This is a genomic window from Aeromonas sp. QDB34 (assembly GCF_027705405.1).
GTDB classification, from domain to species: domain Bacteria; phylum Pseudomonadota; class Gammaproteobacteria; order Enterobacterales; family Aeromonadaceae; genus Aeromonas; species Aeromonas hydrophila.
The window spans coordinates 44,074-57,203 of record NZ_JAPDBT010000004.1 but is presented as its reverse complement, the minus strand read 5'-3'; the positions used below and the strand labels follow the sequence as shown (position 1 = coordinate 57,203).

Below are 13,130 nucleotides of genomic sequence, written 5' to 3'. Positions count from 1 at the left end.
ATGGAGGCACGTTCCGGAGTCGAACCGGACTAAACGGATTTGCAATCCGCTGCATAACCGCTTTGCTAACGCGCCATGCAAAAGAGAGAAACTCTCTATTGTCTGAATTTGGAGCGGGAAACGAGACTCGAACTCGCGACCCCGACCTTGGCAAGGTCGTGCTCTACCAACTGAGCTATTCCCGCAATGGTCTGGCTGACTGCCTGACTACGAGGACGCATTCTAGCGATGTTCCTCGCCCAGTCAACCAAAAATGTTTAATACCCTGATCGTTCGGGTGTTTTTTGCCCTTTTCCTGCATTTTCAACGTTCACGACCGTTTCCCTGCCCCAAGTGCGGGGAAACGGTGCTTAGTATAAACGCAGACTAGAAGCGGGAGTGGTAGGTCAGATCGCCCCAGGCGGCCTTCATGTACTGGAACATGGACCAGAAGGTGAGCACGGTGGCCACATAGAGCAGCACATAGGCCAGCCACACCATCCAGATGTCGTACTGCCAGATGAGACCGGTGAGCGACACCATCTGGATCATGGTCTTCCACTTGCCAATCCAGCTGACCGCCACCGAGGAGCGCTTGCCCAGCTCGGCCATCCACTCGCGCAGGGCGGAGATGATGATCTCGCGACCAATCATGGTCATGGCAGGAATGGTCACCCAGATGGTGTTGTAGTGCTCGACGATCACCACCAGCGCCGCCGCCACCATGATCTTGTCGGCCACCGGATCGAGGAAAGCGCCGAAGGCAGTGGACTGATTCAGCTTGCGGGCAAGGTAGCCGTCAAACCAGTCGGTCGCCGCCGCCAGGATGAAGACGATGGCCGCCGCCAGATAGGACCACTGATAGGGAAGGTAGAACAGGATGACGAAGACGGGGATGAGCAAGATCCGAAAAAACGTCAGCAGATTAGGAATATTTGTCATTATTTTCAGCCACTTCTTGTATGCCGCTACATGGTAGCCCCAAGCCGATCACGGATGCAACCGGACAGGCGCCCGCCTTGGTCTATGAATCCATCAACAACCTCAGGATGTGGGCCATTATGGCATTTACGGGCCCCCTGCGTCACGGCTCTTGTGTGCCGGGATCCCCGAAGTGAATGAACCCAGAGTGAATGATGTGACTCAACTCGCCCCTTGCCGATACTTTGGGCGACAGCCCCTGTTCGCCGTCAGGGCAAACAGGGGCAGCATGGAGGCGCATTCACCCCGTCTCGGCTACCAATGGCTAGAGCGAGTGCAGGGCGTCGTGGATGGACTGGGCCAGCTCCTGGCTGATGCCGGGCACCTTGGCGAGCTCCTCGACCCCTGCTTTTTTCACCTCCTGCAGCCCGCCCAGGTACTTGAGCAGCGCCTGCCGCCGTTTCGGCCCCACCCCCGGAATGTCCTCCAGGGTACTGGTGGTGCGGGCTTTCGCCCGTCTGGCGCGGTGGCCGGTGATGGCAAAACGGTGGGATTCATCGCGAATGTGCTGAATCAGGTGCAAGGCGGGCATATCTGCCGGCAAATGCAGCTCTTCGTGGCTCTCCCCCAGGATCAGGGTCTCCAGCCCCGCCTTGCGGGTCACCCCCTTGGCGATGCCCACCAGCAGCGGATACTTGCCCCCCAGAAACTCCAGCTGGCGGGCCAGGATCTCCTCGGCGCGGCGTAGCTGACCGAGACCGCCATCGATAAACAGCACGTCCGGCACCTTGTCCGGCTCCTGCTGCTTGCCAAAACGCCGCTCCAGCGCCTGCTCCATGGCGGCGTAGTCATCGCCGCCGGTGATGCCGTCGATGTTGAAGCGGCGATATTCCGATGAGAGCGGTCCCTCCCGGTTGAACACCACGCAGGAGGCCACGGTGCGCTCACCCATGGTGTGGGAGATATCGAAGCACTCCATCCGGGCGATGGGGCGCTCCAGCTCCAGCAGCTCCTCCAGCTGGTCGTAGCGGGCGGTGGTGGTGCTCTTGTGGGCGAGCCGCGAGCGCAGCGCGGTCTGGGCGTTGATGGAGGCAAGCTTGATGAAGCGGGCCCGCTCGGCGCGGGTACGGCTCACCACCCGCACCTTGTAACCGGCAGTCTGGCTCAGGGTCTCGGCGATGACGTTCTCGTCTTCGAGTGCCACATCGAGCAGCACTTCGCTCGGGATCTGCCGCCCCCCCTGCCCCGACAGATAGAACTGCAGCAGGAAGGATTGCACCACCTCGTCAAGCTGGGTGTCGGCCGGCACTTTCGGGAAGTAGCTGCGCGAGCCCAGCACCTTGCCCTGGCGGATGAAGAGCACGTGGATGCAGGCGGTCCCCTGCTCGAAGGCCACCCCCACCACGTCGAGCTCGTCCAGCACGTTGCCGCTCACCGACTGCTGTTCGGTCACCCGGCGCAGCGCCTGGATCTGATCCCGGTAGCGGGCCGCGTCCTCGAAGCGCAGATCGCCGCTGGCGGACTCCATCTTGCCCACCAGCTCGCCTATCACCTGCTGGTTCTTGCCCGCCAGAAACAGCTTGGCCAGCTCCACCTGCTGGGCATACTCGGCCTCGCTCACCAACCCGGCCACACAGGGGCCGGCGCAGCGCTTGAGCTGGTAAAGCAGGCACGGGCGGCTGCGGTTGGCATAGACCGCATCCTCGCACTGGCGCACCGGGAAGATCTTTTGCATCAGGTGCAGGCTCTCGCGCACCGCACCGCCGGAGGGATACGGGCCGAAGTACTCCCCCTTCACCTTGCGGGCGCCGCGATGAACCCCGATGCGCGGGTGCTGGTGCGCGGTGATGATGATCCAGGGGTAGGATTTGTCGTCGCGCAGCAGCACGTTGTAGCGAGGCTGGTACTGCTTGATGAGGTTGTGCTCGAGGATCAGCGCCTCGGTCTCGGTGTGGGTGACCGTCACCTGCACGTCGGCGATCTGGCGCACCAGGGTGCGGGTCTTGATGCTGTCGACGTTGGCCCGAAAGTAGGAGGCGAGCCGTTTTTTCAGATCCTTGGCCTTGCCCACATAGATGACGGTGCCGCCGCTGTCGTACATGCGGTAGACGCCGCTCTGGTGGGTGACGGCACTGAGAAACGCCTTGCTGTCGAAGAGAGGTTCAGACGAGGTCATGCTGACTCCAGCAACGGGGATCGAGGTGCTGGATCTGGGGGATCGCGGCAAACGGAAGATTGAAAGAGAGGCTCATCGGCAACTCGGCTCAACGGATGAAAGCAGAAGACGGCACAGAGCATACTGCGCCAGACCGGCAAAAAGCAAAAAGGCGGCACAGGCCGCCTTTGATGGCTACACGCCGCCCATTACAGGGTATCGGCATCCAGCATGCCATAGCGAATGGCCAGATGGGTCAGCTCCACATCGCCATTGATGTTGAGCTTGCTGAACAACCGGTAGCGGTAGCTGTTGACCGTCTTCGGGCTCAGGTTGAGCTGTTCGGAAATATCGGTCACCTTCTGCCCCTTGGTGATCATCATCATGATCTGCAGCTCGCGCTCGGAGAGGGACTTGAAGGGGTTCTCGTCGGCCGAGGCAAACTGGCTCAGGGCCATCTGCTGGGCGATCTCCGGGGAGATGTAACGCTGACCGGAGTGGACCAGGCGAATGGCATGGATCATCTCGTCCGGTGCGGCCCCCTTGGTGAGATAACCGGCGGCCCCCGCCTGCATCACCTTGGTCGGGAACGGATTTTCTGAATGAATGGTCAGCACTATGATGCGCACATCGGGCCGGATCCGCAGGATCTTGCGGGTCGCCTCCAGGCCGCCGATGCCCGGCATGTTCATGTCCATCAGGATCACGTCGGGATGGTGCTGACGACAGAAAGTGACTGCGGTTTCCCCGCTCTGCGCCTCGCCCACCACCTTGATCCCACGGACATCTTCCAGAATGCGTCTTATCCCTGTACGCACCAACTCATGATCATCGACCAGGAATACATTAATCACCCAAACACCCCGTTTTTTATCTCGTTATATGCCAGTTAGGGTTAACACGGCGTCTTGCATCATAACCAAACTCGCTGATTTGGCAAACCATGGCCGGGAAAAGTTTGAAAGTGCTCATAAATGGTGTTTTGAATCAAATAATTATATAAAGATTAAACACAAAAAACGGCGCCCGCAGGCACCGTTTAGAGTCATTTTTGCTGTTGTCGGCATCAGTTCGCCAGCAGCGCGCGCACCTTGTCCAGATCGGCCTGGGTATCCACCCCGACCGGCGGCGCCTCGAGCGCCTGGGCCACGTGGATCTTCTCCCCGTACCAGAGCACCCGCAGCTGCTCCAGCGCTTCGATCTGCTCGAGCAGGCTCGGCGCCCAGTCCACATAACGCTGGATGAAGCCGGCGCGATAGGCGTAGATGCCGATGTGGCGCTGGTAGTGATCGCCAATCTGCTCGCGATTCGCGGCAAAGCGATCCCGATCCCACGGAATGGAGGCGCGACTGAAGTAGAGCGCGTAGCCCTCCTGGTCGGTCACCACCTTGACGGCGTTCGGGTTGAACACCTCTTCGGCGTCCTGGATCGGCACCGACAGGGTCGCCATGGGCGCCGTGGCGGTGGCCAGGTTGTCCGCCACCTGACGGATGATGACCGGCGGAATGAGCGGCTCGTCCCCCTGCACGTTGACCACTATGGTGTCGGCGGCAAAGCCGTAGTGACGGCACACCTCGGCCAAGCGCTCGGTACCGGACTGATGATCCTTCGAGGTCATGCACACCTCGAAACCGGCCTGCCCGGCGCAGGCGGCCAGCGCCTGCTGCACCCGCTCGTCATCGGTGGCGACGATCACCCGATCGGCGCCCGACTGCAGGGCTTTTTCCACCACGTGCTGCACCATGGGCTTGCCGTGGATGTCGGCCAGCGGCTTGCCCGGCAGCCGGGTGGAGGCGTAGCGGGCCGGAATGACGACGACGAAGCTCATGACGACAGCTCGTCGCTGCTGAGCGGACGGGCGCGGTTCTCCAGCAGCACCGGGATCCCCTCCTCCAGCGGATAGGCCAGCTTGTCGAAGCGGCAGACCAGCTCATGCACGGCCTTGTTGTAGTGCAGCTTGCCCTTGCAGACAGGGCAGGCAATGATGTCGAGCAACTTGATGTCCAAAGCCAAAACGATACTCCTTCAACGATGTCGCGCCGGCGGATTCATCACGCCGGCGATGGATGTCGAGCAACCAGATATTTCATGCGGGGCATGATAAGCCCCTGCTCCCCCACGCGGGCGAGAGAGATTAACCTTGTGCCTTGGTTGTGCCTTGCCCCTTCCAGCTCCCGCCCAGCTTGTGCAACAGGGTATCGAGCAGGGAGGCGGGCAACTCTGCGCTGACCGGCAGATACCACCAGTTGCCGAGGGCAAAGGCGCGGCACTTGACCGCATCCTTCTCGGTCATTAGCAGCGGCTTGCCGGCAAAGCGGCCCACCAGCTCGTCCCGATCGAAGGGGTGGTGATCGCCGTAGGCCACCCGCTGATCCAGCTGATAGCCGAGTCCTTCTAGGGTGGCGAAGAAACGGGGCGGATGACCAATCCCCGCCAGCGCGTCGACCGGACCGGCCAGTGGCGTGGCCAGCGGGGCCTCGTCACACACCCGGCGAGGAACGTCGGCCACCAGCCTCATGGGATACTCTCCCCGCCCCGGCTCGCCGCCGTTGCAGATGATGGCGTCCACCCGCTTGAGCCGGGTGACCGGTTCGCGCAGCGGCCCCATGGGCAGCAGGCAGGCGTTGCCGAAGCGACGCGTCCCGTCCACCACCACCAGCTCGATGTCGCGGGCCAGCGCATAGTGCTGCAGGCCGTCGTCGGTGATGATGATATCCACCTCACCACTTTGCTCCAGCAGACGCACCGCCTCGGCCCGCTTGGGCGCCACCACCACCGGGCAGCCACAGCGCCTGGCAATCAGTACCGGTTCATCCCCCGCCTGCGCCGTGGTGCTGGCGGCATCGAGCCGGTACGGGTAATGGGGCGCCTTGCCGCCATAGCCGCGGCTCACCACCCCGGGGCGATAGCCGCGGGCCTGCAACTGCTCCACCAGCCAGACCACTACCGGGGTCTTGCCGTTGCCACCCACCGAGATATTGCCCACGACGATGACCGGCACAGAGGCACGATAGCCCTTGCGCCAACCGTGGCGATAGGCATAACGGCGAGTGCCGCTGATGATGGCAAACAGCAGGGCAAAGGGGACCAGCAACCAGCGCCAGCCACTCTTTGCATACCAGAGCCGCTCCAGCATCAGGCGTTGCCACCTGCGGTGGCATGGCCGAACTGGATGGCGCGCAGCTGGGCATAGGTGCCCTGCTGGGCCATCAACGCCGCGTGGTTGCCGCGCTCGACGATATGGCCTTCATCGATCACCAGGATCTCGTCCGCCTTCTCGATGGTGGAGAGGCGGTGAGCGATCACCAGCGAGGTGCGCGCCTTGCACAGCTCGTCGATGGCCGCCTGGATGTGGCGCTCGGACTCGGTATCCAGCGCCGAGGTAGCCTCGTCCAGCAGCAACACGGGCGCATCGCGCAGCAGGGCGCGGGCGATGGCGATGCGCTGGCGCTGACCACCGGAGAGCGACGCGCCGTTCTCGCCGACCACGGTGTCATAACCGTTGCTCATCTTGCTGACGAACTCGTCGGCGTGGGCGATGCGGGCCGCCTGCTTGATCTCGTCGAGGCTGTATTTCTCTTCCGCGGCGTAGGCGATGTTGCTCGCCACAGTGTCGTTGAACAGGTGGACATGCTGGGAGACCAGGGCGTACTGCTTGCGCAGCTCGCTCAAGCGGTAATCGCGGATATTGACGCCGTCCAGCAGGATCTCCCCCTGTTCGATGTCGTAGAAGCGGGTCAACAGGCTGGCGATGGTGCTCTTGCCGGAGCCGGACCGCCCCACCAGCGCCACCGATTTGCCCGCCTCCACCTTGAAGCTGACGTTGTGCAGCGCCGGGGTGTCCTTGGTCGGGTAGGTGAAGGTGACGTTGCGAAACTCGATCTCGCCGCGGGCGCGCTCCAGGGTACGGGTACCGGTATCCTGCTCCGGCTCGGTGTCAAGCAGGCCGAACAGGCTGTGGCAGGCGGTGATGGCGCGCTGGAACTGGTTGTTGACGTCGGTCAGGCTTTTCAGCGGCTTGAGCAGCATCATCATGGAGGTGATCATGACGGTGAAGGTACCGGCAGTCAGCTCGCTACGCACGCTGTCGATGGTGGCCACATAGAGGAAGGCCGCCAGCGCGATGGAGGCAACCATCTGCACCACCGGGCTGCCGATGGCATCGGCGGCGACCATCTTCATGGTCTGCTGGCGCATGTTGTTGCTGACCTTGAAGAAGCGCTTCTCCTCCACCTTCTGGCCACCGAACATCAGCACCTCTTTGTGCCCCTTGAGCATCTGCTCGGTGGAGGTGGTGATGTCACCCACCGCCTGCTGAATGTGGCGGCTGATCTGACGGAAGCGACGGCTGATAAGGCCGATGATGATGCCCACCACGGGCCCCACTACCAGGAAGATCACCGACAGCTGCCAGGAGTGCCAGAACATCAGGCCGAGCAGACCGATCACGGTCGCCCCTTCCCGCACCAGGGTGACCAGAGTGGTACTGGCAGCCGAGGAGACTTGGCTGGCGTCATAAGTCACCTTGGAGAGCAGGTGACCGGTGTTCTGGCGGTCGAAGAAGCTCATCGGCATCGCCACCATGTGATTGAACACCTGCTGCTGCAGGCGCATCACCACGTGGTTGCCGACCCAGGCCATGCAGTAGTTGGAGAGGAAGTTGGCGACGCCGCGCAGGGCCACGATGCCCAGTACGAAGAAGGGCATCCACTTGAGCACGGTCGGATCGTTGCCGTTGATCCCCTGGTCGATCAGCGGCTTGATGGAATAGACGAAGGTGGTATCCACGGCGGCGTAGCCCAGCATGCCGATGATGCCGCCGATCAGGCCAAGCTTGCGGTCACGGACATAGCCGAGCAGACGCTTGAAGACAGGCCAGCTGTCTTGTGAGGTTTCTTGTTGCATGAATAGCCGTTAATAAGGGAAATGACGGGCTATTCTAGCCAAAGCGCAGGATTACACCAAGCGGTGCCCATCACCAAGGCGGGAAATGACGGTCGTTATCCCAGCCAAAGCGCAGGATTACACCAAGCATCGCCAGCGCATGTCCCTCGCCAAGACAGGAAATGACGGTCGTTATCCCAGCCAAAGCGCAGGATTACACCAAGCATCGCCAGCGCATGTCCCTCGCCAAGGCGAGAAATCACGGCATTTATCCCAGCCCAAGCCGGGTTTACGCTCAGCGATCAGGCCAGAATGCAGGCCGCCACCAGTCACCATTGCGGCGAAACCAGGGGCCCTGCTCCCGCTCGGCCCGGATCCGCAGCCCGCCCGGCGCAGGCTCGACCAGAATTTCTCCGTCCAACCCGGTGACCCATTGCTGCGCCTCCTGGTAGCGGGCCACCACTTCGGGGCGGGGAAATCCCCACTGGTTCATGAAGCCGGCGCTGTGCACCACATAGCGGGGGGCCACCGCCGCCACGAAGGGCGCCGTGGAGGAGGTGCGGCTGCCGTGGTGAGGACTCACCAGCAGGGTGCTGGAAAGCCCATCCCCTTCCAGCGCCAGCAACCGCTGCTCCGCCTGCCGCTCGATGTCGGCACTGAGCAGGATACGGCGATCCCCGTCGCGGATCTGCAGCACACAGCCGTCGTTGTTGTGACCGCGCCCCGGTTGCTGTGGCCAGAGCACCGCCATCTCGAGCCCCTGCCAGCGCCACTGCTGGCCGCGCTGGCACAGGGCCGTGAAGCGGCCAAAATCGAATGACGAGAGCTCGTGGCGCACCGGCAGAGCCTGCAGAATGGCGCGCCGATTGCCGGCGTGGTCCCGGTCCTTGTGACTGATGATCAGATAATCCAGCACCCGCACATCGAGCCGGTTGAGCAGCGGCAGGATCACGGCATCCGCCATGTTGTAGCCGCCCGGGTAGCGATCGCCGGTGTCGAAGAGGATGCCACGCTCACCCCGGGTGAGCAGTACCGCCAGCCCCTGCCCCACATCCAGCCCCCTCAGTTGCCAGTGGGTCGGCGCCGGCCAGGCCGCCAGCAGCAGAGCCACGCCCCCCGGCAACAGCAGCGGACGGCCGCCCGGCACATGCCAGGCGCACCAGAGCAGGGTCAGCAGCGCCGTGAACGGCAGTACCCAGCCCGGCACCGGCCACCAGAGCTGCCACTGGCTGGCCAGGCGGGTCAACGCCCACAACACCCACTGCAGACCAACATCGGCCAGCCAGAACAGCAGGTGGGCCAGCTCCGCCGAAAGCGGCGCCAGCAGCACCCCGATGAGCGCCAGCGGTATGATGCCGATACAAAAGAGCGGCAATGCCAGCAGATTGAGCAGCAGCGACAATGGGGCAATCCCCTCGAACAGCGCCAGTTGCAGTGGCAGCAGCCCCAGCAGCAACAAGCCCAGCAGACGGATGAGCCCGGGTTTGGCCTCCAGCAGGCTCGCCACCAGCAGCAGAGCCACCGCCAGGAAGGAGAGCCAGAATCCGGCCGAATAGAGGGCGAAGGGATCCCAGAGCGTGAGCACCACGAAGGCCCACAACCAGATGCGATGGGCAGGCCACTCCCGCCGTCGCCAGCGCAGCAGACTCCACACCAGCACCATGATGAGGGCCCGTTCGGTGGCCACCGCAAAACCGGCCAGCCAGCTATAGAGGGCAGCAAACAGCAGGGCGACCAGAATCGCCCCCCGCAGCCCGCACAGCCGCCCCAGCCACCAGCCGAGCACCGCCACCAGCGCGATGTGCTGTCCCGAGATGGCGATGATGTGGGTCAGCCCGCTGCCGCGAAACAGGCTCCACTGCTCATCCGTGATGCCACCCTGCTCGCCGAAGGTGAGCGCCGCCAGCAGCGGGCCCTGGCTCAGATCCTGCCAGCTGGCGGCAGCCCGGGCCAGCCAGCGCTCGCGCAGCCCCGTCTGCGCCGGCTCAATCTGGATCACCCGGCGCAGGTTGCCGGTGGCGGTGATCCCCTTGCCGAGCAGCAGGCGCCGCCCATCCATCCCCGCCTCGTTGGCCAGGCCGTGGGCCGGTTTGAGAGAGACCACCAGCGTGAGGTGGCTGCCTGCCGTCATGGCGGGCAGCGCCTGGTAGGCATTGATGCGCACCAGCGGCGCCGGAGTGAGCGCCTGCTCGTCGAGCCTGTTCACCCGCAGCACCAGCCGGATAAATTTATCGCCCTCGGGTTCTGCACTTTGCAGCTGTGCGGTTATGATGTGGCTCGTTTTTTTGCCAAGCTGATCCAGCCAGGCAAGCCGGTAGTGCAAACTCCCCTGCATCCAGAGGATGCCGCACAGCAGAAACAGCAGCCGCCAGCAGCGGTAACCGGCCAAGGGGAACGCGAGCAGCAGCATCAGGCCACCCCATTCCCATGAAGACAACCATGGCCAAAGCAGTGAGGAGCTTGCCCCGAGGGCAAACGACAACAGACGCAGATCCATGGTGCAAGTATTTAGCAAGGTTTCAATATGCCCAAACAACTCATACAACGCTGGCTGCCTGATCCGGCGACACTCAAGGAACACAAGCACTTGCGGCTGTTTGGCAAGCTGCTGCTGGATGCCAACCTGTGGCACCTCAATCGGCGCTCGGCGGCCGGTGCCTTCGCGGTGGGGCTGTTCATGGCCTGGGTGCCGCTCCCCTGCCAGATGTTGCTGGCGGCCGGCGGCGCCATCGCCTGCCGGGTCAACCTGCCGCTCTCGGTAGCCCTGGTCTGGCTCTCCAACCCCTTCACCATGCCGCCACTGTTCTACGGCGCCTATCTGACCGGCTGCCAGCTGCTGGGCCAATCCTCCCAGCACATCGAGATCGAGTTCACCTGGGCCTGGCTGGTGTCGGTGTTCGAGACCGTGGCCCCGCCGCTGCTGCTGGGGTCGCTGGTGCTCGCCCTGCTCAGCTCCCTCATCGGCTACGCCCTCATTCGTACCTGCTGGCGCATCAGCACCGTGCGCCAGTGGCAGAAACGCAAGGTGGCACGCGCATGCTGAATCGCTGGTTTGCCCGCTTCAAGATTGACCCCGATACCCTGCGCCAGCAGAAGTGGTTCTCCCTGTTTGGCGAGCGGCTGCTCGCCCCCGCCCTCTGGCAAGGGGGGCCGCGCGCCCTGAGCGGAGCGGTGGCAGCCGGCATCTTCGCCTGCTGGTTTCCCATCCCCATGCATTCACTCATCGCGGTCGGGCTGGTGCTGGCGTTCAGCCTCAACCTGCCGCTGGCACTGCTGGCGGTCTGGTTCAACAACCCGCTGACCCTGCCCTTCATGTACCTCTACGCCTATCGCACCGGTTGTCTGGTACTGCACAAGACACCGGAACCGTTTCACCTCAGCTGGACCCTGCACTGGCTGGAACACGAGGCGGCCACCCTGGTGCCCCCCTTCCTGCTCGGCAGCCTGCTGCTGGCGGTGCTGACCGCCGCCAGCGGCGGCCTCCTCACCCTGCTACTGTTGCGCCTCGGCAAGCTGGTCCGCAGTCGCTAGCACGCCCGCCTCGTCAGCCTCTGGCGCGCTGACGAGGCACTGCCTTGCCATCCCCGGATCCTGCCACCACACTCCTTGTAACCCGTTGTTTTTCGTCCCCCATTTGCCACAAGGAGCCCACCATGGCCGAACCGCTCACGCTGGCCCATGCCAATGGTCATCCCCTCGCCCTGCTGCCAGCCATGGCCAATCGCCACGGCCTCATCACCGGCGCCACCGGGACCGGCAAGACCGTCACCCTGCAGGTGCTGGCGGAGGGGTTCTCCCACCTCGGTGTGCCGGTCTTTCTGGCCGATGTGAAGGGGGATCTGAGCGGACTGGGCGCCGCCGGGGCGGGCTCGGCCAAGCTGGACGCCAGGCTGGCCCAGCTCGGCATTGCGGCCCCCGCCTTTGCCGCCAGCCCCACCCTGTTCTGGGATCTGTTTGCCGAACAGGGCCACCCGGTGCGGGCCACCGTCTCCGACATGGGACCCCTGCTGCTCGCCCGCCTGCTCGGCCTCAACGATACCCAGAGCGGGGTGTTGGAGCTGGTGTTCAAGGTAGCGGACGACGAGGGGCTGCTGCTGCTCGATCTCAAAGACCTGCGCGCCATGGTGCAGTTTGCCGGTGACAACGCCAAGTCGCTCACCACCCGTTACGGCAACGTCTCCACCGCCTCCATCGGCGCCATCCTGCGCAACCTGCTCACCCTGGAGAGTGCGGGCGGCGATCACTTCTTCGGCGAACCCATGCTGGACATCCAGGACCTGCTGCAGACCGATGAGGCTGGCCACGGTCATATCAATGTGCTGGCCGCCAGCAAGCTCACCCAATCCAGCCGGCTCTATGCCTGCTTCCTGCTCTGGCTGCTCTCCGAGCTGTTCGAGCAGTTGCCGGAGGTGGGGGATCCGGACAAGCCGGTGCTGGTGTTCTTCTTCGACGAGGCGCACCTGCTGTTCAACGATGCCCCCAAGGCGCTGCTGGAGAAGATCGAACTGGTGGTGCGACTCATCCGCTCGAAAGGGGTGGGCGTCTACTTCGTGACCCAGAGCCCGGCCGATATCCCCGACAGCGTGCTGGGGCAGCTTGGCAACCGGGTGCAGCACGCCCTGCGCGCCTTTACCCCGAGTGATCAGAAGGCGGTGCGGATCGCCGCCAACACCCTGCGCGCCAACCCCGCCTTCGATGCCGCCGGCGTCATCACCGAACTCGGTGTCGGCGAAGCGCTGGTCTCTCTGCTCGACGAGAAGGGACGGCCCAGCATGGTGGAGCGCGCCTTCATCGCCCCGCCAGCCAGCCGCATCGGCCCCTTGAGCGACACCGAGCGGCAGGCGCTCATTCAGGGCTCCCTGCTGCACGGCCGCTACGAGACGCCGGAGGATCGCGAGTCTGCTTTCGAGCGGCTCAACGGCGGCAAGGTGACAACCACTGGCGAGCAAGGCCGCGAACAGCCATCCAACGGGGAAGGCGGCTTGCTCGATGCCCTCAATGGCATCCTGTTTGGCCGCACCGGCCCCCGTGGCGGCCAGCACGACGGCGTGGTGCAGACCGCCGCCAAGAGCGTGGCCCGCACCGTCGGCAACGAGGTAGGTCGCCAGCTGGTACGCGGCGTCCTCGGCTCCCTGCTGGGGGGCGGTAAGCGCCGCCGCTGAGACCAGCACCAGGAAATGAAAAAGCCCGC

Annotated in this window: 11 protein-coding genes and 2 tRNA genes; 3 read left to right on the top strand and 10 right to left on the bottom strand. The window is 63.7% G+C overall.

Annotated features, from left to right (window positions below):
• Position 1 precedes the first annotated feature (1 nt).
• The 10 genes from OKC29_RS07935 to OKC29_RS07890 all read right to left on the bottom strand — a co-directional run bounded on the left by OKC29_RS07935 (position 2) and on the right by OKC29_RS07890 (position 10,526).
• Positions 2-75 (bottom strand) — tRNA-Cys (locus tag OKC29_RS07935).
• A 34-nt stretch (positions 76-109) separates the two neighbouring features.
• Positions 110-185: transfer RNA gene (locus OKC29_RS07930), tRNA-Gly, on the bottom strand.
• Positions 186-366: 181 nt separating this feature from the next.
• Positions 367-921: a CDP-diacylglycerol--glycerol-3-phosphate 3-phosphatidyltransferase gene (gene pgsA / locus OKC29_RS07925; RefSeq protein WP_011706577.1), complete on the bottom strand. Its 555-nt coding sequence runs from the start codon at positions 919-921 to the stop codon at positions 367-369.
• A gap of 304 nt (positions 922-1,225) precedes the next feature.
• Positions 1,226-3,076 (bottom strand): excinuclease ABC subunit UvrC, encoded by a 1,851-nt coding sequence (gene uvrC, locus OKC29_RS07920; RefSeq protein ID WP_101617550.1) that lies wholly within the window; start codon positions 3,074-3,076, stop codon positions 1,226-1,228.
• Positions 3,077-3,264: 188 nt separating this feature from the next.
• Positions 3,265-3,909 (bottom strand): UvrY/SirA/GacA family response regulator transcription factor, encoded by a 645-nt coding sequence (gene uvrY, locus OKC29_RS07915; protein ID WP_011706579.1) that lies wholly within the window; start codon positions 3,907-3,909, stop codon positions 3,265-3,267.
• Positions 3,910-4,121: 212 nt separating this feature from the next.
• Complete coding sequence (gene kdsB, locus OKC29_RS07910; protein WP_101148957.1) at positions 4,122-4,883, bottom strand: 3-deoxy-manno-octulosonate cytidylyltransferase; 762 nt, start codon at positions 4,881-4,883, stop codon at positions 4,122-4,124.
• Complete coding sequence (locus tag OKC29_RS07905) at positions 4,880-5,068, bottom strand: Trm112 family protein (RefSeq protein WP_011706581.1); 189 nt, start codon at positions 5,066-5,068, stop codon at positions 4,880-4,882. The genes kdsB and OKC29_RS07905 overlap by 4 nt, the downstream gene beginning before the upstream one ends.
• A gap of 121 nt (positions 5,069-5,189) precedes the next feature.
• Complete coding sequence (gene lpxK / locus OKC29_RS07900) at positions 5,190-6,191, bottom strand: tetraacyldisaccharide 4'-kinase (RefSeq protein ID WP_101148958.1); 1,002 nt, start codon at positions 6,189-6,191, stop codon at positions 5,190-5,192.
• Positions 6,191-7,960, bottom strand: coding sequence for a lipid A ABC transporter ATP-binding protein/permease MsbA (gene msbA / locus OKC29_RS07895; protein WP_011706583.1), 1,770 nt, complete (start codon positions 7,958-7,960; stop codon positions 6,191-6,193). The genes lpxK and msbA overlap by 1 nt, the downstream gene beginning before the upstream one ends.
• A 274-nt stretch (positions 7,961-8,234) precedes the next feature.
• On the bottom strand, positions 8,235-10,526 hold the full coding sequence (locus tag OKC29_RS07890; RefSeq protein ID WP_323135287.1) for a DNA internalization-related competence protein ComEC/Rec2: 2,292 nt from the start codon (positions 10,524-10,526) through the stop codon (positions 8,235-8,237).
• Between OKC29_RS07890 and OKC29_RS07885 the strand changes: the two genes are divergently transcribed.
• From OKC29_RS07885 to OKC29_RS07875, 3 genes are all read left to right on the top strand, one after another.
• A complete protein-coding gene (locus OKC29_RS07885; RefSeq protein ID WP_077095437.1) occupies positions 10,464-10,982 on the top strand; it encodes a DUF2062 domain-containing protein in 519 nt (172 codons plus the stop codon). The two genes, OKC29_RS07890 and OKC29_RS07885, sit on opposite strands and share 63 nt — an antisense overlap.
• Positions 10,976-11,470: a DUF2062 domain-containing protein gene (locus OKC29_RS07880; protein WP_077095402.1), complete on the top strand. Its 495-nt coding sequence runs from the start codon at positions 10,976-10,978 to the stop codon at positions 11,468-11,470. The genes OKC29_RS07885 and OKC29_RS07880 overlap by 7 nt, the downstream gene beginning before the upstream one ends.
• Before the next feature lie 122 nt (positions 11,471-11,592).
• Positions 11,593-13,101 (top strand): helicase HerA-like domain-containing protein, encoded by a 1,509-nt coding sequence (locus tag OKC29_RS07875; protein WP_077095401.1) that lies wholly within the window; start codon positions 11,593-11,595, stop codon positions 13,099-13,101.
• Positions 13,102-13,130: the final 29 nt, after the last annotated feature.

Bases quoted from the DNA above. Each gene is read 5' to 3' on its own strand.
- pgsA (WP_011706577.1), bottom strand. From the start codon at position 921: ATGACAAATATTCCTAATCTGCTGACGTTTTTTCGGATCTTGCTCATC.
- uvrC (WP_101617550.1), bottom strand. From the start codon at position 3,076: ATGACCTCGTCTGAACCTCTCTTCGACAGCAAGGCGTTTCTCAGTGCC.
- kdsB (WP_101148957.1), bottom strand. From the start codon at position 4,883: ATGAGCTTCGTCGTCGTCATTCCGGCCCGCTACGCCTCCACCCGGCTG.
- lpxK (WP_101148958.1), bottom strand. From the start codon at position 6,191: ATGCTGGAGCGGCTCTGGTATGCAAAGAGTGGCTGGCGCTGGTTGCTG.
- msbA (WP_011706583.1), bottom strand. From the start codon at position 7,960: ATGCAACAAGAAACCTCACAAGACAGCTGGCCTGTCTTCAAGCGTCTG.
- OKC29_RS07885 (WP_077095437.1), top strand. From the start codon at position 10,464: ATGCCCAAACAACTCATACAACGCTGGCTGCCTGATCCGGCGACACTC.
- OKC29_RS07880 (WP_077095402.1), top strand. From the start codon at position 10,976: ATGCTGAATCGCTGGTTTGCCCGCTTCAAGATTGACCCCGATACCCTG.
- OKC29_RS07875 (WP_077095401.1), top strand. From the start codon at position 11,593: ATGGCCGAACCGCTCACGCTGGCCCATGCCAATGGTCATCCCCTCGCC.